The 20,067-nt window shown below is 28.2% G+C and carries 32 protein-coding genes; 16 read left to right on the top strand and 16 right to left on the bottom strand.

Annotation, left to right across the window (positions count from 1 at the left end; genetic code table 11):
- Positions 1 to 11: 11 nt before the first annotated feature.
- A complete protein-coding gene (locus tag HA149_RS01935) occupies positions 12 to 635 on the bottom strand; it encodes a TenA family protein (RefSeq protein WP_209112528.1) in 624 nt (207 codons plus the stop codon).
- A gap of 86 nt (positions 636 to 721) precedes the next feature.
- Here HA149_RS01935 and HA149_RS01930 point away from each other — a divergent pair, with 86 nt between their 5' ends.
- Together HA149_RS01930 and HA149_RS01925 are read left to right on the top strand one after the other, a co-directional pair.
- The gene (locus HA149_RS01930) at positions 722 to 2,218 is read left to right on the top strand and encodes an FAD-binding domain-containing protein (protein ID WP_209112526.1); all 1,497 of its coding nucleotides are present in this window, start codon (positions 722 to 724) and stop codon (positions 2,216 to 2,218) included.
- A 127-nt stretch (positions 2,219 to 2,345) separates the two neighbouring features.
- Positions 2,346 to 2,519, top strand: a complete 174-nt coding sequence (locus HA149_RS01925; RefSeq protein ID WP_209112524.1) for a hypothetical protein — start codon at positions 2,346 to 2,348, stop codon at positions 2,517 to 2,519.
- 23 nt (positions 2,520 to 2,542) lie between these two features.
- On the opposite strand, the gene pip is transcribed toward HA149_RS01925, so the two are convergent.
- The 3 genes from pip to HA149_RS01910 all read right to left on the bottom strand — a co-directional run bounded on the left by pip (position 2,543) and on the right by HA149_RS01910 (position 4,325).
- Positions 2,543 to 3,493, bottom strand: a complete 951-nt coding sequence (gene pip / locus HA149_RS01920) for a prolyl aminopeptidase (RefSeq protein ID WP_209112523.1) — start codon at positions 3,491 to 3,493, stop codon at positions 2,543 to 2,545.
- 506 nt (positions 3,494 to 3,999) lie between these two features.
- The gene (locus HA149_RS01915; RefSeq protein WP_209112521.1) at positions 4,000 to 4,182 is read right to left on the bottom strand and encodes a hypothetical protein; all 183 of its coding nucleotides are present in this window, start codon (positions 4,180 to 4,182) and stop codon (positions 4,000 to 4,002) included.
- Positions 4,183 to 4,184: 2 nt separating this feature from the next.
- Complete coding sequence (locus tag HA149_RS01910; protein WP_209112519.1) at positions 4,185 to 4,325, bottom strand: hypothetical protein; 141 nt, start codon at positions 4,323 to 4,325, stop codon at positions 4,185 to 4,187.
- Between the two features lie 379 nt (positions 4,326 to 4,704).
- Here HA149_RS01910 and HA149_RS01905 point away from each other — a divergent pair, with 379 nt between their 5' ends.
- Together HA149_RS01905 and HA149_RS01900 are read left to right on the top strand one after the other, a co-directional pair.
- Complete coding sequence (locus HA149_RS01905; RefSeq protein WP_209112517.1) at positions 4,705 to 4,902, top strand: hypothetical protein; 198 nt, start codon at positions 4,705 to 4,707, stop codon at positions 4,900 to 4,902.
- A gap of 29 nt (positions 4,903 to 4,931) precedes the next feature.
- A complete protein-coding gene (locus tag HA149_RS01900; RefSeq protein ID WP_245154648.1) occupies positions 4,932 to 5,780 on the top strand; it encodes a CPBP family intramembrane glutamic endopeptidase in 849 nt (282 codons plus the stop codon).
- Between the two features lie 256 nt (positions 5,781 to 6,036).
- On the opposite strand, the gene HA149_RS01895 is transcribed toward HA149_RS01900, so the two are convergent.
- Complete coding sequence (locus tag HA149_RS01895) at positions 6,037 to 6,285, bottom strand: DUF1651 domain-containing protein (RefSeq protein WP_209112512.1); 249 nt, start codon at positions 6,283 to 6,285, stop codon at positions 6,037 to 6,039.
- Positions 6,286 to 6,357: 72 nt separating this feature from the next.
- On the bottom strand, positions 6,358 to 6,786 hold the full coding sequence (gene arfB, locus HA149_RS01890; protein ID WP_209112510.1) for an alternative ribosome rescue aminoacyl-tRNA hydrolase ArfB: 429 nt from the start codon (positions 6,784 to 6,786) through the stop codon (positions 6,358 to 6,360).
- 203 nt (positions 6,787 to 6,989) lie between these two features.
- Between arfB and HA149_RS01885 the strand changes: the two genes are divergently transcribed.
- Positions 6,990 to 7,226, top strand: coding sequence for a hypothetical protein (locus HA149_RS01885; protein WP_209112508.1), 237 nt, complete (start codon positions 6,990 to 6,992; stop codon positions 7,224 to 7,226).
- 229 nt (positions 7,227 to 7,455) lie between these two features.
- A complete protein-coding gene (locus HA149_RS01880; protein ID WP_209112506.1) occupies positions 7,456 to 7,800 on the top strand; it encodes a hypothetical protein in 345 nt (114 codons plus the stop codon).
- A 99-nt stretch (positions 7,801 to 7,899) separates the two neighbouring features.
- Here HA149_RS01880 and HA149_RS01875 read toward each other — a convergent pair whose 3' ends face one another.
- The 3 genes from HA149_RS01875 to HA149_RS01865 all read right to left on the bottom strand — a co-directional run bounded on the left by HA149_RS01875 (position 7,900) and on the right by HA149_RS01865 (position 9,244).
- The gene (locus tag HA149_RS01875) at positions 7,900 to 8,172 is read right to left on the bottom strand and encodes a small RNA NsiR4-regulated ssr1528 family protein (RefSeq protein WP_209112504.1); all 273 of its coding nucleotides are present in this window, start codon (positions 8,170 to 8,172) and stop codon (positions 7,900 to 7,902) included.
- A 66-nt stretch (positions 8,173 to 8,238) separates the two neighbouring features.
- Positions 8,239 to 8,688: a peroxiredoxin gene (locus HA149_RS01870; protein ID WP_209112502.1), complete on the bottom strand. Its 450-nt coding sequence runs from the start codon at positions 8,686 to 8,688 to the stop codon at positions 8,239 to 8,241.
- A 316-nt stretch (positions 8,689 to 9,004) separates the two neighbouring features.
- Complete coding sequence (locus HA149_RS01865; protein ID WP_209112500.1) at positions 9,005 to 9,244, bottom strand: non-structural protein (NS2)-like protein; 240 nt, start codon at positions 9,242 to 9,244, stop codon at positions 9,005 to 9,007.
- A gap of 389 nt (positions 9,245 to 9,633) precedes the next feature.
- Here HA149_RS01865 and HA149_RS01860 point away from each other — a divergent pair, with 389 nt between their 5' ends.
- Positions 9,634 to 9,900, top strand: a complete 267-nt coding sequence (locus HA149_RS01860) for a TatA/E family twin arginine-targeting protein translocase (RefSeq protein ID WP_209112498.1) — start codon at positions 9,634 to 9,636, stop codon at positions 9,898 to 9,900.
- A gap of 4 nt (positions 9,901 to 9,904) precedes the next feature.
- A complete protein-coding gene (locus HA149_RS01855; RefSeq protein WP_209112496.1) occupies positions 9,905 to 10,297 on the top strand; it encodes a hypothetical protein in 393 nt (130 codons plus the stop codon).
- Between the two features lie 6 nt (positions 10,298 to 10,303).
- On the opposite strand, the gene HA149_RS01850 is transcribed toward HA149_RS01855, so the two are convergent.
- Positions 10,304 to 10,621, bottom strand: coding sequence for a hypothetical protein (locus HA149_RS01850; RefSeq protein ID WP_209112494.1), 318 nt, complete (start codon positions 10,619 to 10,621; stop codon positions 10,304 to 10,306).
- A gap of 91 nt (positions 10,622 to 10,712) precedes the next feature.
- Here HA149_RS01850 and HA149_RS01845 point away from each other — a divergent pair, with 91 nt between their 5' ends.
- Positions 10,713 to 10,928, top strand: a complete 216-nt coding sequence (locus tag HA149_RS01845) for a Nif11-like leader peptide family natural product precursor (RefSeq protein WP_025957575.1) — start codon at positions 10,713 to 10,715, stop codon at positions 10,926 to 10,928.
- A 1-nt stretch (position 10,929) separates the two neighbouring features.
- Here HA149_RS01845 and HA149_RS01840 read toward each other — a convergent pair whose 3' ends face one another.
- The gene (locus HA149_RS01840) at positions 10,930 to 11,415 is read right to left on the bottom strand and encodes a hypothetical protein (RefSeq protein WP_209112492.1); all 486 of its coding nucleotides are present in this window, start codon (positions 11,413 to 11,415) and stop codon (positions 10,930 to 10,932) included.
- Positions 11,416 to 11,736: 321 nt separating this feature from the next.
- On the opposite strand from HA149_RS01840, the gene HA149_RS01835 reads away from it, so the two are divergent.
- Both HA149_RS01835 and HA149_RS01830 read left to right on the top strand, forming a co-directional pair.
- Complete coding sequence (locus HA149_RS01835) at positions 11,737 to 13,266, top strand: phytoene desaturase family protein (protein ID WP_209112490.1); 1,530 nt, start codon at positions 11,737 to 11,739, stop codon at positions 13,264 to 13,266.
- 114 nt (positions 13,267 to 13,380) lie between these two features.
- The gene (locus HA149_RS01830; protein ID WP_025922916.1) at positions 13,381 to 13,584 is read left to right on the top strand and encodes a hypothetical protein; all 204 of its coding nucleotides are present in this window, start codon (positions 13,381 to 13,383) and stop codon (positions 13,582 to 13,584) included.
- Between the two features lie 11 nt (positions 13,585 to 13,595).
- On the opposite strand, the gene HA149_RS01825 is transcribed toward HA149_RS01830, so the two are convergent.
- The gene (locus tag HA149_RS01825) at positions 13,596 to 13,886 is read right to left on the bottom strand and encodes a TIGR03894 family protein (RefSeq protein ID WP_209112488.1); all 291 of its coding nucleotides are present in this window, start codon (positions 13,884 to 13,886) and stop codon (positions 13,596 to 13,598) included.
- 89 nt (positions 13,887 to 13,975) lie between these two features.
- A complete protein-coding gene (locus tag HA149_RS01820) occupies positions 13,976 to 14,182 on the bottom strand; it encodes a hypothetical protein (RefSeq protein ID WP_209112486.1) in 207 nt (68 codons plus the stop codon).
- Between the two features lie 299 nt (positions 14,183 to 14,481).
- Here HA149_RS01820 and HA149_RS01815 point away from each other — a divergent pair, with 299 nt between their 5' ends.
- On the top strand, positions 14,482 to 14,790 hold the full coding sequence (locus tag HA149_RS01815) for a hypothetical protein (RefSeq protein WP_209112484.1): 309 nt from the start codon (positions 14,482 to 14,484) through the stop codon (positions 14,788 to 14,790).
- 274 nt (positions 14,791 to 15,064) lie between these two features.
- Here HA149_RS01815 and HA149_RS01810 read toward each other — a convergent pair whose 3' ends face one another.
- On the bottom strand, positions 15,065 to 15,205 hold the full coding sequence (locus HA149_RS01810) for a hypothetical protein (RefSeq protein ID WP_209112482.1): 141 nt from the start codon (positions 15,203 to 15,205) through the stop codon (positions 15,065 to 15,067).
- 156 nt (positions 15,206 to 15,361) lie between these two features.
- On the opposite strand from HA149_RS01810, the gene HA149_RS01805 reads away from it, so the two are divergent.
- Positions 15,362 to 15,871, top strand: coding sequence for an alternative oxidase (locus HA149_RS01805; protein ID WP_209112480.1), 510 nt, complete (start codon positions 15,362 to 15,364; stop codon positions 15,869 to 15,871).
- Here the strand turns inward: HA149_RS01805 and HA149_RS01800 are convergent.
- Positions 15,868 to 16,302, bottom strand: coding sequence for an NADH-quinone oxidoreductase (locus HA149_RS01800; RefSeq protein ID WP_209112478.1), 435 nt, complete (start codon positions 16,300 to 16,302; stop codon positions 15,868 to 15,870). The two genes, HA149_RS01805 and HA149_RS01800, sit on opposite strands and share 4 nt — an antisense overlap.
- 365 nt (positions 16,303 to 16,667) lie before the next feature.
- Here HA149_RS01800 and HA149_RS01795 point away from each other — a divergent pair, with 365 nt between their 5' ends.
- Both HA149_RS01795 and HA149_RS01790 read left to right on the top strand, forming a co-directional pair.
- Positions 16,668 to 16,805, top strand: a complete 138-nt coding sequence (locus tag HA149_RS01795; protein WP_209112476.1) for a hypothetical protein — start codon at positions 16,668 to 16,670, stop codon at positions 16,803 to 16,805.
- A gap of 463 nt (positions 16,806 to 17,268) precedes the next feature.
- Positions 17,269 to 17,517 carry a DUF3104 domain-containing protein gene (locus tag HA149_RS01790; RefSeq protein ID WP_209112474.1) on the top strand — a complete coding sequence of 83 codons (249 nt, stop codon included), beginning with the start codon at positions 17,269 to 17,271 and terminating at the stop codon, positions 17,515 to 17,517.
- Positions 17,518 to 17,588: 71 nt separating this feature from the next.
- On the opposite strand, the gene HA149_RS01785 is transcribed toward HA149_RS01790, so the two are convergent.
- A complete protein-coding gene (locus HA149_RS01785; protein WP_209112472.1) occupies positions 17,589 to 18,479 on the bottom strand; it encodes a GNAT family N-acetyltransferase in 891 nt (296 codons plus the stop codon).
- A 156-nt stretch (positions 18,480 to 18,635) separates the two neighbouring features.
- Between HA149_RS01785 and HA149_RS01780 the strand changes: the two genes are divergently transcribed.
- Complete coding sequence (locus HA149_RS01780; protein ID WP_209112470.1) at positions 18,636 to 20,027, top strand: aldehyde dehydrogenase family protein; 1,392 nt, start codon at positions 18,636 to 18,638, stop codon at positions 20,025 to 20,027.
- The last annotated feature ends 40 nt before the right edge of the window (positions 20,028 to 20,067 follow it).

Below are 20,067 nucleotides of genomic sequence, written 5' to 3'. Positions count from 1 at the left end.
TTTAATTTAAATCAGAAATCTGAATATGCATTAAAAAAATTTAACTCCAATTCCATAGCTCTCCTGTATAAATATTTGGCCTGATTAATATCATAAGTTTCTTTATTAGTCTCAATAAGATTTTCAAGTGAATCTGCTAGCTTTTCAAAGCTCTCATCAGAATAAGTAATTATCCATTCTTTATATTTAGTGTCAAAATCCTCCTTATACAAACTTTTTCCTATCCAAGAATAAAGTCGCATACATGGAGTCATTGCAAACATTATTTCAACGGAGCTAAGTCTTTTGGAAGTTTCATCAAGGAAATCTGTATAATTTTTAGTAGCTTTTTTTATATAGTTATTAGACAAATCAATATCCCATTCTTTTGAATAAGTTTCATGAAGTATTAACTCCTCTGAAACGCCCATTAACAGTTCACTTAACTTCCTTATTGAGTACTTATCTTTTGATTTGGAAACAGCAAGACCATAAGCCTTAGCAAAAGTCTCTAAAAAGAAATAATCTTGAGCTAAATATTCTTGAAATATATTTTTAGGGAGACTTCCATTCATTAAACCTTGAACAAATTTTGTATTTAAACTTTGTAAAGCAATCTCATAATTATCCTCCCAAAGTCTTTTTGTTATTTTCATTTTTTTGATTTTTAGTTATTCTAAAATTTTTTATATTTTTTACCTACAAACTTAATCTTATTTTTCTAGGATTAAAAGAAAAAATTATGAAAGAAATAAATATCTTATGGTTTAAGAAAGATTTAAGAATTTTTGATAACGAAGCTCTTTGTGAGGCTATAAAAGATAATGATATCTTACCTCTCTATATTATTGAGTTAGATATTTGGAGCCAAAATACTCATTCATATAGACAATGGCAATTTTGCAAAGAAAGTTTAATAGATTTAAGAAATGCACTTGCTGAGATTGGACAACCATTAATTATTAGGACTGGCAATGTTATTAATATTTTTGATGAAATTAGTTCAAAATTTTTAATCAAGGGCATATATAGCCATCAAGAAACAGGAGATTGGCTTACTTATAAAAGAGATCAAAAAATAAGAAAATGGGCTTTAAGCAAAAATATTATTTGGAAGGAATTTCTGCAATTTTCAGTTTTTAGAAGAAATTTTGATAGGAATAATTGGTCTAAAAAGTGGAAAGAAAATTCCGAAAAAAACTTTTTTAAGGCTCCATTGAGAATAAATTCTATTAACTTTGATGCTGGAGAAATACCCTTAGACGGAATTTTTTCCTTTAAAAAAGAAAAGTGTCCAGGAAGAATGCAAGGTGGAAGAAAGAAAGGTTTAGAGAGAATGCAATACTTCTTTAGTAAGAAATTAGATTTTTATTCAAAAGATATTTCTAGCCCAGAAAAATCATTTGATAGTTGTACAAGACTATCCCCATATATTTGTTGGGGATGCATTTCATTAAAAGAAATTTTTAATAAGGCAAATATATCAAATAACAATAATTCCAGGATGTTAAAAAGTAGATTAACTTGGCATTGTCATTTTATTCAGAAACTTGAAAGTGAACCGGAACTAGAGTTTAGGGAATTTCATCCTTTTTTTAAAAATATTAGAGAAAAAAATAATGAATTACTATATTTATGGAGTTCAGGTAATACTGGCTTTCCTTTTATAGATGCATGTATGCGCTCATTAAATTTCAATGGATGGATTAACTTCAGGATGCGAGCTATGTTAATGTCTTTTGCTAGCTATAATTTATGGCTTCCATGGCAAGATTCAGGTTCTGAATTAGCAAATAAATTTGTAGATTATGAGCCTGGAATACATTGGAACCAATGCCAAATGCAATCTGGAACTACATCTATAAATACTAATAGAATTTATAATCCTATTAAACAGGGAAAAGATCATGATCCTCAAGGAAAATTTATAAAAAAATGGATACCAGAATTAAAGGATATATCACTTAACTTCATTCATGAACCATGGCTATTATCTAAATTTAATAAAGAAGAATATGAACAAATTAATTACATAAGACCAATAATTGACATCCCAAAAAGCACTAAAACTGCAAAGAAGAAAATTCAGGAAATCACTAAAAAGGATGGATATTGGGATATCTCAAAAGAAATTTATTTAAAACATGGCTCTAGAAAAAGACTTAGAAAAAATTTAAATAATAAAAAAATTGTTTCTAAGGAAAAGGATATACAATACGAACTGAAATTAGATTTCTAAATTTTATTTTCAGAAATTTCCAGATTACTTTTAGTGCATAGGAAAGTTTTTTAAATTTTGAAATTAAATATATAAATCCACGATGAATTAATGCAAGCTTTAATGTATCTATTAGATTTTATTAATTATGTCTGAAAGATTTGAATGGGACGATACCAATAGTTCAGGTATATGGTGGAGTACTAATGTAAGTATTATAGACGAGTGCATTTTGCTTAAAGAAGATACTCAATGCGAAGATTCTGAAATCGTCGAACTTCTTAGGAGTATTGCACAAAATATTGAAGATAATGGCCTTTAATTTTTAAAAGAATATTCTCTCTTTTAGAGATTTTGAATTCCTTTTACAGCTTTTATTAATTCGATACTAATACCTTTTTCACTCATTGAATGACCAGCATCATTAACAATAATTAATTCAGAATTCTTTAATTTCTTATTTAGATCCCAAGCACTCCTAACAGGACATACTACGTCGTACCTCCCTTGAATTATTTTTGTTGGAATCGATTCTATTATTTTTATATTTTTCAAAATAAAATCATCTTCTAAGAAAATATTATTAACAAAATAATGGCATTCGATCCTTGCAAATGCATCTGAAAAAGAATTAACTTGGGACTTATCAAAATCGAATTTTTTATTTATTAAATGACTAGTTGAGAGTTCCCATTTTGTCCAAGCTCCTGCTGCTTCTGATCTAAGATTTGCATCTGATGATGTTAGATATTTATAAAAAGAACTTATCAAATCATTTCTTTCTTCTTTTGGTATTACAGAAATATATTCTTCAAATTCATCAGGGAATATCTCACTTGCACCATATTGATAGAACCACAATAATTCAAACTTTCTACATAAAAATATTCCTCGCAAAGTTAAGCTCCTAACTCTTGAGGGATTTTTAATTGCATATATAAGTGAAAGTGTTGAGCCCCAAGATCCACCAAACAAATGCCAACTATCTATTTTTAATAGAATCCTTAATTTCTCAATATCATCAACTAAGTGATTAGTCGTATTTTCTTTTAATTCGGAGAAAGGAGTTGAAGAACCGCAACCTCTTTGATCAAATTGAATAATATCGAATTTATCTGGATCAAAGTATCTTCTATATCTAGGTTGACTTCCTCCTCCTGGCCCTCCATGAATAACTAGTATTTTTTTTCCATTTGGATTGCCAGATCTTTCCCAATAAATCCTGTGAATATCACTTACTTGTAAAAAACCCTTTTCACGAACTTCAATTTTAGGAAACAAGACTTGATCTTTCATTGTGCAATATTTTTAAACACTTAATAAATCCATATTATCCAAAAAGAAGTCAAGTTTAGAATTAGATTATTAAAAAAAAGGACTGGTGGTACAGTCCTTTTTGATATTTGATTTCCTTCTAACAGGATATAAAATTACATATTTTAAAGTCTATTTACTCATAAACCTAGAATACGTGAATTCGGGGATTTCTCTCGATAATTTAAGTCCCTATTGTCGCTAGTAATTATAAAGCGAAGTCTTATCAGACTAATTGATTGAACTTGAATTTTCGAATAATCCCATTCTCAGGAATACGCTTCCTATATTTTGGAATTTGCTAAATTTCAGGCGGACTATCAATCATTTAGATTGCCTCCGAACTCAACATTTATAAATTACTCCTTTTTATATTTTCAGTAAATCCGTAAATATGCTGATTTACTTATTTCTTAATTTGTAAGAGGATTTTAATGATCCTTTGTTTTTTATAGATAAATATAAAAGTTAAATTCTATAATACATAGTTATTCAGATTCATAGAGCAAAATAGATTCGATTATTCTTTTATCACTATCAGAAAGTTTATAATCTTCCAATTTCCACTCAACAAATTTTACACACTCATCAATAGAAGGATTCTTATACCGGCACTTACGCCACTCTCTAATCAAATCTGCCAAGGCAAAATTTATTTTTGTAGTAAGCATATTTACCAATCAGGGTAATTAAAATCTCGGCCAATAGGTTCTTCATAAAATTCCCCTTCTTTTATACCTTTATCATATTTTTCAATAATCTTTTTAGAAGAAGCTATTGAGGGAAATAAATCTCCTACATATATTGGCTCCATCGTAATTGATATAATGATTTTAATTATTTATTATTCTATATAAGAATTTAATAAATAGATTATTAATATTCATTATGGATTTCATCAAAAAGAACAAGATCTTAACACTAATGGCATTAATTGCAGTTTTATCATTTGCATTAGAAAAAGTAGGCATAATACACCCTTAAATTAATTAAGTTTATTTTATAAATACTTCCTAATGAAATAAGTAAACAGATAATATTACTGCAAAAATAAGTAATGGAGATAATAATGTAAAAATTAAAGTTGAAAGATTAATCAGCATAAATTTTAAATAAATACACAAATTTAATAAACATCACTTTTAAGCATTTGCAATATGTAAAATTTAAATTATTAGGATATAAAAAAACATTTGATTAAAGAAAGATATAAAGAAGAATATGAAGAGGGCTCTGACTTACTATGGCCTAGTGATAAAGAAGACAAAATAACTCGGCAATTTTATAAAGATTTATCTAATCTTTCAAAAAACATAAATTATAGTAAAAAGAAAAAGCTAAAACTTTTTGAACAAGTAGTTAGAATAATAAAAGACAAAGGCTGGGGTTAATTGATATTCAAACTAAAATGAAAAATGTAATGATACTAATTAGAAGTTTTTTTCTTTTAAGACCAAGATTTTTATCCACTATATTTTTTATTCCTATTCTTTATGGAATTGGCTGGGCTTTATCTCAGCCACTTTTATTGTTTAATTTTGAAAAAGATAATTTATCCTTAATTGGTACTATTATTACTTTCTTACTTTTTATCTTTTTACTCCCATATTGGTTTTATATCAAACGAAATAAATCAAGTGCTTGGATAATTCTTGGGATAACAAGAGACAAATTATTGAAAAACTTTTTCAATTTTTCTCAAGGTATTTTATTTGCTTTAGTTTTAATAATTCTAATTCTGGTACCACTATTGCAAAAAAATTATATTTCTTGGATAGGTGAATTCTCGCCAATAATATTGCTAAATTCTATTGTACTGGGATTAGGTGTTGGATTCGCAGAGGAAATAATTTTTAGAGGCTGGTTACTAGAAGAATTGAAATTTGAATATGGTACAAAAATATCAATAGTTTTACAAGCTATAATTTTTAGCTTTGTTCATAATTTATCAAATGAGATCTTTTGGAACATAGTAGGATTACGTTTGGGATTTATTTTACTTGGGATATTTCTATCATTAGTAAAAATTAGAGATAAAGGTTCTTTATGGAATTGCATAGGAATTCATGGAGGACTAGTGGGAATTTGGTTTTTATTAAATAATGGATTAATAGAATTCAAAGAAAATACGCCTTCTTTTTTAGTAGGGCCTTTTACACAAAATACTCCAAACCCAATCGGAAGCTTTAGTGCAATTTTAATATTACTTTTATTATGTGTTTTTTATACCGTACAATCAAAAAAGATTTTTACTAGACGTTTTAATTAGATATAAATACCGATTGATTTTTGATTAGTAATTGTCAGATTAAAATAAAGCTTAATATTCATATGAACTTTGATGCAGGAATAAGATTTATTGAGTTTTTAATAATTTTTGGAGTTACAAACTATCTAATGATGTTGAGAAGATATGAAAACGACATCAAAAAAAAGAAATATTTGCAACAGGAAAAAATTTCCAGGCTATACCCTAAAGGTTCATTTATTTTCTGAAATTAAAAAAAAGTTTTTGTAGAATTTCCTCACCATTTTTTATTAGTTTTTTGCCAACCTTCATTTAACAATTTTTTCCATAATAATCTCGCTTCTTCAATAACAATTTTTTTTCTAGTTTTCATTAATGGAGGATTTTCTCCATGAATTCCCATAATAATTCCTTCTTCAATAAACATATAATCAACAGATTTATCAGAATAATCTCTATCTTTGTAGAAACGCATCACCCCTACAAAATTAGAGTCAATTAACCAGAAATCATTAGTTGAATTCAATAAACCAAAATAAAATTAAATTTATCACATGCTTTGATTGAAATCTGCGAGGAAAATATTTATTTAGTTTATTCATATTTGATATATTTTTTCTTTTTGTCTACTTTTTTTCAATTCGCCGCGTTTTTTCTTAACCTCAACTCTTTTCTTTTGTGATGCTTTAGTAGGTTGTGTAGATTTTCTTAATTTAAATGGTTTATTTAAAGCATTTTTTATGATTGAACTAAATTTCATTAAAGCTAGCTGCCTATTTAATAATTGATTTCTGTGTTCTTGAACTGCTAAACGCAAGCTATTATTTACTAGTTTGTTTTTCAAGTTTCTTTTAAGAATTTCTTTCTGATAATCATTTAATACTTTGGAATCTTCTAAATCAAAAATAATCTCTACTCTGCTTTCAATTTTATTTACATTTTGCCCTCCAGGACCGGAGGATCTGGAAAATCGCCACTTAATTTCGTTGGATGGGATTACTAATTTTTTAGTAATTTTTAAATCCATTTTTAGTTCTTTTTAATTTAAATTTTTAGAATCATCTCCTTATACTTTAAAACATACCTTAAAATTCGATCGGTAAATACTGGGCGGTTATGTTAGGTAAACCGAAATTCGGTGTATTTGCCGTATCAATATCTTCGGTATTTATCCTTTAATATTCCAAAGAATTATTAGATATTAAATCTGTACTAATTCAAAGGTCACTTATGTATTCAATGTTTGATCTTCTTTTTGAAACACCTTCATATCGCCCTGTATATGTTATTTCCGATAGTGAAATGAAGGAGTTAAAGAAAAACCAACATCAAGAAGAGCTTGATGAAATTACAACACAAAAAGTAAGACTTGAAGATGCTTTTAAAGCCCAACTAAAACATCTTGAAGAGAGAGAAAAAGAAGTAAAAAAACAACTTAAAGTACTCTCAGCCTCAAAAGATAAATAATTTATTTTTATAGAAATTACTTTTTTCAAAGACGGTTAAAAACCGTCTTTTTAAATTCTTCTAGTTTTAAGGTATCTATTAAATCCACAGATTTTAAAAATATTTTCCATAATTAGAAAATGAATAACAATAAAGAAAAAATAAGAATGTTCTTACCCTTTAGTTGGGTAATTTGTGCAGCAATATCTTTTGCTTATATAAATTCACATTTAATAAATACCTAACATAAATGTCTTATCCCTCAAGAGACGAAATACTTGCATCTTCAAAAGGGTGGGTGGCATCTTTTTTAAATTTTCTTCCTGGTTTAGGATCGGGTTACTTATATCAAAGAAGATGGAAACCCTATTTTTTTACCATCACTGCTAGTACTGCATGGTTCGCTTTAGGTATTTTTTTACAAGGTGATTCAGAACCTTCTCAAAATGAACAAATAATTGGGATTTCTGGTCTTTTTTTCATATCAATATTTACAGTTATAGAAGCCAACTTGGCTTTCAAAAAAGCAAGTAATAAAACAAAAGCTGAAAAAGAGAAAATAATATCCTCTAACAAAAAAGGATGGTTTAAATAATTCAAAAAATTAGATCTAAATAAATATTTTGTTTGTTCTAAGTTTTTTTAATTTAATTAAAAATTACCATATATAAATTTTAAGATAATTTAAAAAATTTTAGTTATAAAAAAACAAAATTTCTTTTTCTTTGAGACCTTCCCATCCCGAGTCTATTAATAATTGATTCAATGTTTCTTTATCAAAATGCTTAGAACCCGTTTTGACGCATCTATTTCTCATTGATTTTTTAACACCACTCCTTTGTCTTTTATTCTCCTCATCAATAATTCTATTGTATAGATCAAGCATTTTTTGAGGGATTGGAGTACCGTCAAGATCCACTCCATTTTGAATAGCAAGATCAACAGCCTGCATTCCCATTTTCTTCATATAGTTAAAAAAGCTGAAACTATAATAAAACAAAACATATTAATCTAAAATTATTTGAATAATAATTTATTGATTTTGAATTTCCTTAAGTACTCTAATAGCCTCTTTAATGTGTTCAGGACCATTCAATAAATCTCTAAAAATATGCCTAACTGTTCCTTTGCGATCAATAACATAAGTTACCCTACCATCCATAAAACCTAATACTTTAGGAACTTTAAAAGTTTTCCTAAGAGAGTCATTCGTATCACAAAGTAATGGATATTGTAATTTATTTTTATTAGCAAATGCCAAATGACTTGAGGTACTTCCATTACTTACTCCCCAAACTTGTGCACCTAATACTTTAAATAAGTCATATTTATCTCTAAATCCGCAAACTTCTATAGTGCAACCCGGCGTATCATCTTTTGGATAAAAAAACAAAACAAGGGGATTTTTTAAACCCTTATTTGATCTTTTAACTCCATTTTGATCCATTAAAGAAAATTCTGGAATTTTATCTCCAATCTGCACAATAAATCTTATAAAATTCCATATTAGAGGTTAATATGTTTTTTTTGTGGCCTTGAAGTAAATAACTGATATTAAAGTCAGTTTTTTTGTTTTAAAAGATACTAAAAAATTATTGAAATAAACTAGGGTGAATTTAACTATGGTAAATTTATTAATTCAATAATATGGAATTAATAATTTATATTATTTTATTTCTTATTCTTTTTTTGGGAGTTATTTTTAATTTAAAAATAACTAATTTTAAAAAAGTTAAAGAAATAAGAAACAAAGCTAAAGATTATTCAAAAAAAGAATAATTAAATATATAGTGCTACAATTAAAATTCAATTTTTTCATTTGGAGTAAATACTGAGCAATATTTTTTTACTAGGTCCTTTGGCTGACTAGTGGAAGAATCCGTTAATTTTAATTTTAGTTTTTCTATAGCCTCATTAGCATTAATCTCACCGAGTCGATATCTTGCACACGTATCCAATACTTTAAACATTTTTGTGGTAACGGCTTCAGCTGGATAAATTAGAAAAAATAGGTAAAAAACAACAAATAAGTACTTCATTTTTTTTAAGATAGTAGATATTTAGCAAATAGTTTCAATAATTTAGAAAAAATTAAATTTTAATAGAATAATCTAATTTGAGTTGAATCTAGGATTTCTATAAAATAATAATAAAAGAAATTAAGATAAAATAGCGTTAGTAATAAATAATCTCGGTGAAAATGAGAAAATTAATAGATAAACATAAAACTCTTATTAATTGGTACCAAAAAAAATTCAAATTGAGTGATTATCAATTACTTTGGTTAGTTTTCTTTAAAGGAATATTAATAACAATAATATTTTTCAAAATTTTTTAATTTTAATAAAGCTGTTCCGAGAATGAAATTTTCACATGATTTGACTATATTTAATAGTATATTTCCTAATTAGTTAAATAGTTATCAGCTATGAATATTTTTGGTGTAGGTTTGCCTGAAGTTACTGTAATTCTTATCTTAGCTCTTTTAATTTTTGGTCCAAAAAAGCTTCCAGAATTAGGAAAACAGCTTGGTAAAACTTTGAAAAGTCTAAAAAAAGCGTCGAATGAATTTCAAAATGAAATCGATCAAGTTATAAACGAAGAAGATAAAGATGAATCTCCTAAATCTATAGAAAGCAATCAAAAAAATGAAATTAATCAAGAAAAAATAGATTCAGAAAACAGCAACAACTAATATCTTGGATAGGCCCATAACCCCCGTAGACGAATTTGAAAGAGCATTAGATAAAGCAGCTCTTACTAAAGAAGAATATGAATTAATAGACTACATCCGCTATACAAGTGTTTTTACACAACCTAGTCTTATTAAAGATTTAAAAAGGCCATCAAAACCTCCTCTTTTGTCAGTTCTATGTCAAATTTGCAGAAAAATTGGTTCGGAGATGCCAGATCATTTCAAAAAAGTAATTGAGTGGTCAATTGAAATAAGTGATCACGATACAAAATGGGATGCTCATTTAATTTGCGCAGAAGCATTGAATATAGACAAGATTCCTTTAAGTCCTATTCATGGGACAACTCTATTTGATGTTCTTGTTGTACACAAAGAATTATTTCTTGGATTTGATTAAATTAAATTAATCATCTAAAGGCACGGAATCAGTATCTATAACTTCCGAATCATCATAATTATTTATTTTATTTTCAATCCAGTTATTTATATAACCAACTAAAGGCAATGAACCTCTATAAATAAAAATAGAAGTAGGCAAAGCGCTTAATAAACCGACTAAAGGACTTTTAAAAAGTAATCTTCCGGCTTTAATGTTAAATAAAATAATAAGCGCTGAGGGAACTATAACTTTAACTACTGTTTTGAGCGCCTCGAGCCAACCAACACGATATGTCCACCATATTAAAATTATGCCAACTATGTAGAGGAATAGGTAAGTCATAAAAATAGTATAATGATTATCTATTTATCTTGTTCTTACTAAGAAAAAGATTTTATAAATTTTTTTAACATCAATTAATCAAGTTCTAGTAATGAGTTTTTCTGAAATAAGAAAATTTTTAATTAAGATGCAATCTGATGAAGACTTAAAAAAGCAGGTTACTACATCCTCTACAGCAGATGATGTAGCCCTAATAGGTCAACGCTTAGGTTATGACTTTTCAGGAGATGATCTCTTAAGATTTAATGGACAAAAAGTTGATAAAGTTACCGTAAGAAAGGTAGATCATCCAGGAGAATACCACTAAATTAAGACTTAACCCATATTGCAAGCCCTCCGCCCCTGCCTCGTGCACATAACCAATTACCTTTAGTGCTAATTCCTACAAGTGAGAAAAAAGGCATCTTTTTATCTTCTGGTTTTTTTAGTTCCTTATTAAATATTGGAAGGCTACTAATACAAATTTTCAATTCTTCAAAATAGAAAGCCAATAGAGGTCTGAGCCCTTTTAATTCTGCCCTGCCTGTAAAAGTAATATTTAATAATCCGAAATTAATTGAATTTTTTATTTCATAATTAATTTGATCCTCTTTATTTATACTTTTTAATTCGAGTCTTGCCGACAATACTTGGAGAATTGAACTGGGTATATTTTTGATTTCATCTGACTCCTTTCCCCATACATACTTGAACTTCCATATTCCTAACAATTCCTCATGTACAATTCCGCTACCATTTTTTTGAGAATTTTTTTCTAATAGCTTTATCTCATTAATATCAGGAAAGTTTTTCATAATAGATTTTAATCTAAGAAACAAATACTAAGATAACTTCACAAAAAATGTTCTTAGTTAGAAAATCTCCCAAAAAGATTTCTTTGTTTCAATATATTTCCAAAAAAATAATTTTTTGGCACACATAAGGAACAAGATCTCGTTATTATGTTTACATAAAGTAACTAAATCAATGGATTTTATTTCTAAAAGTCAAGGATACATACCTCTTAAAGCAGTTCCTTACATATTCTTCCTAGCTGTTGTACTAAGTATTACAACTTCAACTAATACATTTGTCTAAAACAAATTAGTTTTCTAGAAGAGTAAAGTAAATATTTAATGGATATGTATGATGTTGTAATAGTTGGTAGTGGAATAGGGGGGTTATGTTGTGGTTCGATTCTCGCTTTATCAGGTAAAAAGGTACTTATATGTGAAGCACATAACCAACCGGGAGGTGTTGCTCACAGTTTCAAAAGAAAAGGTTACACTTTCGAATCAGGTCCTTCATTGTGGAGTGGAATAAGTAAATGGCCGACAACTAATCCTTTAGGGCAAATTCTTAAATTACTTGATGAAGAAGTTGAACTATTTCAATACAAAGGTTGGCAAGTAATTGTCCCAGAAGGCAATTTTAATCTTGATGTGGGGGAAGAACCTTTTAAACAAACAATTAAAACTTTAAGAGGTGAGAAATCTGTTACAGAATGGGAATCATTTATTTCCGGAATAAAACCTCTCAGCCAAATAATAAATGAAATACCTTTACTCTCATTTTCTCCCGAATCAATAAATTTCTTAGATCTAATAAATTTAACCTCAAAATTTTTACCTAATATCAAGCAAATACCAAAAATTAATAAAGGCTTTGGGAATTTAGTAAATAATCATCTAGAGGATCCTTTTCTCAGAAATTGGGTTGATTTATTGAGCTTTTTGATAAGTGGTATGTCAATGCATGATACAAATACAGCTGCGATGGCTACTTTATTTAACGAATGGTTTGAACCAAATTCATACCTTGAATACCCCAAAGGAGGTAGTGAATCTATCGTAAAAGCCTTAATTAATGGATTTAAAAAAAATGGAGGAGAATTAATTCTCTCTTCGAGAGTAAAGACAATTAACTTCAATAAAAATTTAGCCACTGGTATAACTCTTAATAATGGTTCTAGTTATAGGTGTGAATCTGTTGTCACGAATACTGATGTTTGGAATTTAAAAAAGTTAATTCCAAATGAAATTTCAAAAAAATGGAATACAAAAGTTTTGAACCCTAATAAATGTGATTCTTTCCTTCATATACATCTAGGTTTTGATGCTGATGGTCTTGAAAATTTGCCAATACATGCGATACATGTTGATGAGTGGGAAAAAGGTATAACCGCAGAAAGAAATATAGCTGTATTTTCAATCCCATCTGTTTTAGATAAAAATATGGCCCCTAAAGGAAAACATGTTCTTCATGGATATACTCCCGCAAATGAACCTTGGGAAATTTGGGAAAACCTAAATCCAAATAAATTAGAATATAGAAATTTGAAAGAAGAAAGATGTTCAATATTCCTTCATGCAGTGCGAAAATTCATCCCTGACATAGATGAAAGGATTGATTTAAAAATGCTAGGAACCCCAATCACTCATAAAAAATTCACCAATACTTATTGCGGTAGTTACGGCCCTGCATTATCTGCAGCAAAAGGTCTTTTCCCAGGCTGCAAAACTCCAGTGAAAAATTTATTTACTTGCGGTGCAAGTACATTTCCAGGTATTGGAATTCCTGCTGTTTCAGCAAGTGGTGCTTACGCAGCGGAAAAAATTATTGGTAAAAAAGAATTTAAAACTCTTCTTAAGAAAATAAATTTATGAATCAAATTCTTTGTAACTCTACAAATACTTAGTTAAGAAATAAGAATAAAGAAAGCAAAAACATTCAATAATGATAATCTTTATCTGAACATAAACTTAACTTATAGCTCTTATATGTTTTTCTTATCAATTCCTCAAGCCTGGCATTTAGTTGGCACTTGGTCAGAACAACTTCCAAACGAGTCAAATCTTATAGGAATGGGCCAAACAGAATTAATGATGACTTTACATTCAATATTCGTTCCTCTCTTACTTGTAATTTCATATTACCTATTCAATAGACTTAATAAAAACGAATCAAAGAAAATTAAAGGATGATCGTTTAAGGTTTACTTAGCTGAACTTCTTCTAACTACTTTTCTGCCTGACGAAGTATCAACTCCGCTAGAATCTTTAGTTTGTGAATTAGTTTCAACATTATCAACATCACTTTTATCCATTTCTGCGCAAACACCTACTACCATGGCAGCTTGCATTTGATCTGGCAAATCTCCAATAGTTAATAAGGCCTTTAAAACTAATTGAAGTCGAGTTTGCCGATCTATTTCAGGTCTTAGTTTTTTTACGGTATTCCAAAGTTCTTGGGTAACTTCTTTTAAAAGTTCTCGATCTACAGCCAAATTAAATCCTTCTTGTATTTCTACTAATCTAACAAAAAATAGGATCTCGTAAAATAATATTCAATAAAAAGATTGTAATATATATTTTTCTATGCGAATAGAAGTTGCATTTGTTGATGCAATTCATTCTTCTCTTGCAAAAGTTCATCCTTTTCAATCTTTTTTGGAGTAAAAGTTCTATAAAAATTTTTTTTAATCTTTATTGGAGTATTTTCAAACTTTGCATTTTTGCTTATTAGAGAATTCCACTCTTTTGAATTAAAAGTGGCGTAAGGAGAAGATGAAATCACTTTCATATCTTAATAATACATGTGTACTAATATTAGTACATTTTTACTATCTTGCAACAATTGCTTCCACTTATCTTAATTTCAAAGTATCTTTATTAATGGATTTATTTTTTTTATCTAATTTGTAGGAATAATAAGTTTGATAAATGAATTAAAGTATCATATATAACTTATTTATCCTTTTTTTTAGTGTCTTAAAACTTTTCTTGCTAAAAACCTTTTAAAATGATGAATTTGTTGAAATTAACATTGACAAGATATATTTAATAATCCTTCCTATAAAAAGAATAATGAACTAATAAAAAATGCTTCTTAGTAATGCAAATAGACTAAAGATCCAAGGCATAATTAAAAGAATTGCTCAAGATAAAACAATTACATTAGAAGAAAGGATATATGTGGAGAAATTTGCACACCATAATTCGACCATTTCTCTTTGGCTGAAAAAAGCTAACAGCTTCAGAAGAAATGGTACAAAAAATGATGGGGGTATTGATAACCTCTTACAATCATTTGGGATAGATGGACTAGATAAAGAAAATCATTTCAACCCAAATGAAGATGATATATCGGATTGGTTTGGCGGTGCTCCTGGTTGGCTAAGGAGAAGCTAGATTAATTAATTATTCAACTTACCCAAGCTATCTTACACAAATATATACTCATAAAAGATATGAATACCCAAAAAACCCATGGTATAAATTTAATCGGAACTAAATATTTTTTTGAAAAGGTTTTCATATAGATTTTTCTTTTAGATTATTTCATCCTTACTGTTTTTGAGAATAGGTTTAATTGCTCTATTTATAAATTGAAAAATATTCAAAACTTCAAAGATATTAAATCACTTTAAGTAGATAAAAGTTAATCAGCCCTAATAATCACAATCTAAGCAACTTTTTTTTCAATATTCATTGAAAAATTTACTATTTTTGCCTCATCATGATCTGAATCATTCCAATACTTTATAAGTCTTTCTAATTCATCAATCCTCTTTTTAGCATTTGCAATTTTTTCAGTATTTGTCATTTAAAATTTTTATCTATACCAATTAATGCATGAAAAAAAAATATTTCAATGAAAGTAACAATTTTTAGAATATAAACATTAATTTCTATTTAATTTCATAAATATTTTATTGCCCTCATGCGGCTAAGTAATTATACTTAAAGAAAAACGAAATTTATGAAGAAATTAAATTCTTTGATTTTGAATAGTAGTGTTAACTTCTTAGACTTCATATACTCTGGTAGATCTTTGCAAAGATTTTGGGTTTTAGAAGTAATAGCAAGATCACCTTATTTTGCATTTCTTTCAGTTCTACATTTTAAAGAATCCCTAGGAATTAAAAATGAAAAAACAATGATTTTAATGAAAGAACATTTTTATCAAGCTATTAACGAAACTGAGCATCTTAAAGAAATGGAGAGAAGAGGAGGAGATAGGTTCTGGATTGATAGATTTTTTGCGAGACACCTTGTGCTTTTCTATTACTGGATCATGGTTTTTTATTATTTCTTCTCTCCAGCTAATGCTTATGATGTCAACATAAAAATCGAAGAACATGCATTTGAAACTTATTCCAAATATTTAATAGATAATCCAAATGATCAAAAAATAAAAGAAATTGCTCAAGATGAATTAAATCATGTCCAAGAACTTAACGAAGCTTTGTCAATGCTCACTACAGTTTAGAATAGTGATGAGAAATCTATTAGCAATATTGAAAGCATCACCGAAGAAGATATTAATCCTAGGCTAATCATCAATGAGACATAACCTTTTTTTCTAGGCAATTTATAAAAAGATATTCCAATAATTAATATCATTATTATTGAGAAAAAAATTATAATTTTTTCGTTTAATAAATTGAGATGTATAACTAAATTTTTTTCTTCAAAAAATTTGAGAAATTCAGATAAAACTAATTCTTCTTCTATTTTCTTAAAATAGTCAAATGAGCTTATAAAAGCAGTACTTAATAAAGATAATGCAACCAGTGCAGTAACTGGTTTTGTTAACCTGTTAAGTGTTCTGTTAAAACTTACCAATAAAATAAAAATAAATAAAGAAGTAACTAAAGGTATTAAAGGTATAAGAATTATTGAATTTATGAAATTTCCCACGAAAATAATATGTATCTAACTTAAAATTTTATATTATTTCGACGCTTTATTTTATTAAATAAGATTTTTTAAATTCTTAAATGTAATTAGTACCTATTGCATTATGTGTAAATTGATACCAAAATTAAATTAGTATTGAAAAATAAAATGTTAGCCATTTCTGAAATTATTATTGCCAGTGTTATCTTCTTAGGAATTGTATATTGGGAAGTTAAATTCCTATATGCCAAAACTACTGTAGCGAAATAACTTCACTCAAAACAGGAAAATTAAAAACATAGAAAATTTAAATAAAATTTAAGAATTTGAGTTGACAAAAAAAGCTCTAAATATGAGAGAATAAACACAATTATTTAAGCTATCTTATGAGCGAAGTCCAAAATTCTAGTACTAACACAACTCAGGAACAGCAACAGCAACAGCAACAATCCTATTCAGACAACAAAATTAATTCTGCTGAGAGTGAGAGACTTTATCTTGAGATGAAAAAAGCTTGGCTTTAAATCTATTTCGTGTTTGAAATAATATTTCTATAAATTTTTTAAAAGTTTTTTTTAATTTTGAAGTAATCAATACTTTTTTATTTTCTATACCCTCTAAATTTTGTTTAGTCGCGAGAGTAATTTGTTGAGAAAACTTAAGCAGTTAGAGAAAATTAACGGAAGACTAGCAATGGGAGGGTTGATATATTTAGTTTTTACAAAATTAGTTTCCAACCGTGCTGACATATTAGACCAGCTTAAATCTTATTTAATTTAAGAAATGAATTGGAAGTATTATCCAGGAATATTTCTTTCTATATAAGCGTCAGTTAAAGCTAAAATTAACCCCAATAATGTTGAAAATATAGCAATTTCAGTTGATTCCATTTTATTTTTGAATTACCCCTAGTTTGCTAAATAACTCAAAGTTCGGCAACAAAACTAATAACTTACTATAGTACATATATACTGTAAGCTATTTATTGTGAGCTCAGTAACTCCTGAGTTTCTTTTCGTTAGGCCTGGTGATTATGTCGCAATTAAAAAAGAAAATTGCGAAAATACTAATGAAAAGAATAAAAATTATTGGATCGGTCAAGTTATCGACTGTATTGGAGGAGCTAGAAATCCAAATTCATGGACCTTGTTTCAAGTTGCCAATATTGATAATGGAGAGATCACTATAATCAACGCAGATATTGTAGAAAAAATTTTGAAACCTTCTGAAAGTTAAGCTTATGGATAATCAAACAAACTTCCTTCAGTATTACAAAAACAAAAGGCATAATATCGCTTTAAAGGGAATTACCCCAGTTCCAAGCAGGCAAGTCCGTATACCTGATTCATTGGGCAGGGAGGTTGAATGCCTTTATACATTCTGTAAGTTTTTGAAATTTCCTCAAATCCCAAACTTGATAAAAGATAATTTGCATAAGGATTCAGATTAGAGCAATCCAATAAGATTTGGGCATCTAAATCACCAACTAACTCTCTTATTAACAATTCAGCAAGTGGTGGAGTATCTGCTAAAAGAGGTCCGATTCTCCAGCCTTGCTCATTATCCTCCAATACACAAGGTCTTATCCTGCCAAATCCATGGCACATCGCATTATTATCGACAATTGCACTGACATTACCATGAGAATTTTTCAACCAGTCATTTAGAAAATGTGGTCTTGGACTAGGTTCTCTTTGATCATCATAAATTAAGACCGCTTCAGAGGAAATTTTAGTACCCGGGACAACTTTAAAAGAATGAAATTGATCTTTATAGAAATTTCTCAATGGCAAATCTTGAGACCCATTTAATTTCCATCGATTTGTAATGGAAGATTTTCTAAACCCCCACTTTGCGTAATCATTCAATCTATCTGGGGCAGCCTCAAGACCAATACAATCAACATTTTTTAAATATTCGAGGGCATGTTTCCATAATCTCACTCCATAACCATTATTTCGGAATTCTTTTTTAACGATAAATAAACCTATAAAACCATACGAGGAATTATATTTTATACACGCAATAGAACCTATAGGATTATTGTCGAGACAAGCTACCCATACCCCTTGTTTATCTGTATTTCTATAAATTGATACGTCATCCATTCCAGGAGAAAATCCTTCTAACCTTGCCCAGTTTGTGACTTCTGGTATTTCATTTATAGATATCAATCTAATTGAAAATTTTTCCCTCATAGAAACATACTAACCAAGAAATTTTTGAATTTTTAAAGGCAATATTAATAAATTTGATTATTTCTCATAAATCATTCACTTTGATTTAAGTGAATAAAAACCTTAGTTATTTACAATTTATCCTCTGATATATTTAATACTATTCATAGGAATAAAATGAAAATTTCTGATAAATTTCATTTAGAAGACATTAATAGATTAAAAAATACAGTTCTCACTGGTAAAACCGATGATATAAAATGGCGGATCCAACAACTCAATATAGTTTCTAAACTTTTGGATGAAAATAAAAAAGAGATAATAAAATCACTTTTTGTTGATCTAGGTAAATCTGAAATTGAAGGGCTTTCAGAAATCCTTTTAGTGAAAGAAGAAATTTCACTCATAAAAAAGAAACTCAATTCTTGGATGCGACCAAAAAAGATTGATACACCTTTTTATCTATTTCCATCATCCTCCAAAGTTATTTATGAACCTCTTGGGTGTGTCTTAATTCTTGGTCCTTATAATTATCCATTACTTTATGTTTTAAAGCCATTGGTAAATATTTTCTCAGCGGGAAATACTGCAGTTATAAAACCATCAGAGAAATGTCCTGCGACTTCAAAACTTATTAAAAAGCTTACTTCGAAATATTTCTGTAAAGATGTCCTAATGACAATAGAGGGTGACTATAAACGATCCATAAAATTAATTAAACAAAATTTTGACCATATATTTTTTACAGGAAGTACTGAAACTGGAAAATCTATAATGAAATTAGCTTCAAAAAATTTAACTCCATTAACTCTTGAGTTAAGCGGAACAAATCCTGTAATTATTTTAAAAAATGCAAATTTAGAAGTGGCTGCTAAAAGAATTGTTTGGGGCAAATTTTTTAATTCTGGTCAATCCTGCATGGCTCCTAATCATATCTTTGTAGATAAAGAAATTGAAACTTTTTTTATAGAAAAATTAAAGAAATGCATAGTAAGTTTTTATGGAGATAATCCAATTATTTCCGAAAACTTATCAAAATTAGAGAAAAAGCAATTTACATCAACTGTAGAAATTCTAAAACAATATAAAAAAGAAAAAAGAATTTTATTTGGGGGGACTTTTAGTAAAACAAAGTTGAAAATATCTCCTACAATTTTGAGATCTAAATTAAATGAAACAGATATCTTGCAGAAAGAACTATTCAGTTCACTACTGCCAGTAATTGGAATCAATGATAAGGAATCAGCTTTAAAACAGATTAATCAAACATCAAAACCATTAGCAATCTACTTATTTGGAGGCAATAAAAGAATTCATAATCATATTTCAAAAGTAACCAGCTCAGGAACAATTTGTATAAATGATGTGATGTTGCCAGTCCTCATTCCAAATTTACCGTTTGGAGGCGTTGGGCAAAGTGGTATTGGTAAATTTCATGGAGAAGAAGGGTTTCGAAATTTTTCAAATCAAAAATCTATTACTTTTAAAGGTTTTTTACTTGATTCAAATCTGCGGTATCCTCCATACGAAAGAGTAAGAAAATTTTTAAAGTTTATTTTTCAGGTTTAAATTACATAAATTGTTTTCAAAAACCTAGCGATTTTTAATT

Origin of the sequence: Prochlorococcus marinus XMU1406, from assembly GCF_017696055.1 — a bacterium.
Lineage (GTDB): Bacteria > Cyanobacteriota > Cyanobacteriia > PCC-6307 > Cyanobiaceae > Prochlorococcus_A > Prochlorococcus_A marinus_W.
Note: the sequence above shows the minus strand (reverse complement) of the source record. Positions and strands in the feature narration are given on the sequence as shown.

Excerpts from the sequence above, each read along its gene's own strand:
- HA149_RS01815 (WP_209112484.1), top strand. The coding sequence starts at position 14,482 with ATGCTTCTTAGTAATGCAAATAGACTAAAGATCCAAGGCATAATTAAA.
- arfB (WP_209112510.1), bottom strand. The coding sequence starts at position 6,786 with ATGGATTTAAAAATTACTAAAAAATTAGTAATCCCATCCAACGAAATT.
- HA149_RS01780 (WP_209112470.1), top strand. The coding sequence starts at position 18,636 with ATGAAAATTTCTGATAAATTTCATTTAGAAGACATTAATAGATTAAAA.
- HA149_RS01785 (WP_209112472.1), bottom strand. The coding sequence starts at position 18,479 with ATGAGGGAAAAATTTTCAATTAGATTGATATCTATAAATGAAATACCA.
- HA149_RS01845 (WP_025957575.1), top strand. The coding sequence starts at position 10,713 with ATGAGTTTTTCTGAAATAAGAAAATTTTTAATTAAGATGCAATCTGAT.
- HA149_RS01830 (WP_025922916.1), top strand. The coding sequence starts at position 13,381 with ATGTTTTTCTTATCAATTCCTCAAGCCTGGCATTTAGTTGGCACTTGG.
- HA149_RS01880 (WP_209112506.1), top strand. The coding sequence starts at position 7,456 with ATGTCTTATCCCTCAAGAGACGAAATACTTGCATCTTCAAAAGGGTGG.
- HA149_RS01820 (WP_209112486.1), bottom strand. The coding sequence starts at position 14,182 with ATGAAAGTGATTTCATCTTCTCCTTACGCCACTTTTAATTCAAAAGAG.
- HA149_RS01835 (WP_209112490.1), top strand. The coding sequence starts at position 11,737 with ATGGATATGTATGATGTTGTAATAGTTGGTAGTGGAATAGGGGGGTTA.
- HA149_RS01840 (WP_209112492.1), bottom strand. The coding sequence starts at position 11,415 with ATGAAAAACTTTCCTGATATTAATGAGATAAAGCTATTAGAAAAAAAT.
- HA149_RS01865 (WP_209112500.1), bottom strand. The coding sequence starts at position 9,244 with ATGAAGTACTTATTTGTTGTTTTTTACCTATTTTTTCTAATTTATCCA.
- HA149_RS01885 (WP_209112508.1), top strand. The coding sequence starts at position 6,990 with ATGTATTCAATGTTTGATCTTCTTTTTGAAACACCTTCATATCGCCCT.
- HA149_RS01900 (WP_245154648.1), top strand. The coding sequence starts at position 4,932 with ATGATACTAATTAGAAGTTTTTTTCTTTTAAGACCAAGATTTTTATCC.
- HA149_RS01850 (WP_209112494.1), bottom strand. The coding sequence starts at position 10,621 with ATGACTTACCTATTCCTCTACATAGTTGGCATAATTTTAATATGGTGG.
- pip (WP_209112523.1), bottom strand. The coding sequence starts at position 3,493 with ATGAAAGATCAAGTCTTGTTTCCTAAAATTGAAGTTCGTGAAAAGGGT.
- HA149_RS01875 (WP_209112504.1), bottom strand. The coding sequence starts at position 8,172 with ATGAAGAAAATGGGAATGCAGGCTGTTGATCTTGCTATTCAAAATGGA.
- HA149_RS01935 (WP_209112528.1), bottom strand. The coding sequence starts at position 635 with ATGAAAATAACAAAAAGACTTTGGGAGGATAATTATGAGATTGCTTTA.
- HA149_RS01930 (WP_209112526.1), top strand. The coding sequence starts at position 722 with ATGAAAGAAATAAATATCTTATGGTTTAAGAAAGATTTAAGAATTTTT.
- HA149_RS01925 (WP_209112524.1), top strand. The coding sequence starts at position 2,346 with ATGTCTGAAAGATTTGAATGGGACGATACCAATAGTTCAGGTATATGG.
- HA149_RS01795 (WP_209112476.1), top strand. The coding sequence starts at position 16,668 with ATGAGCGAAGTCCAAAATTCTAGTACTAACACAACTCAGGAACAGCAA.
- HA149_RS01910 (WP_209112519.1), bottom strand. The coding sequence starts at position 4,325 with ATGGAGCCAATATATGTAGGAGATTTATTTCCCTCAATAGCTTCTTCT.
- HA149_RS01810 (WP_209112482.1), bottom strand. The coding sequence starts at position 15,205 with ATGACAAATACTGAAAAAATTGCAAATGCTAAAAAGAGGATTGATGAA.
- HA149_RS01915 (WP_209112521.1), bottom strand. The coding sequence starts at position 4,182 with ATGCTTACTACAAAAATAAATTTTGCCTTGGCAGATTTGATTAGAGAG.
- HA149_RS01860 (WP_209112498.1), top strand. The coding sequence starts at position 9,634 with ATGAATATTTTTGGTGTAGGTTTGCCTGAAGTTACTGTAATTCTTATC.
- HA149_RS01805 (WP_209112480.1), top strand. The coding sequence starts at position 15,362 with ATGAAGAAATTAAATTCTTTGATTTTGAATAGTAGTGTTAACTTCTTA.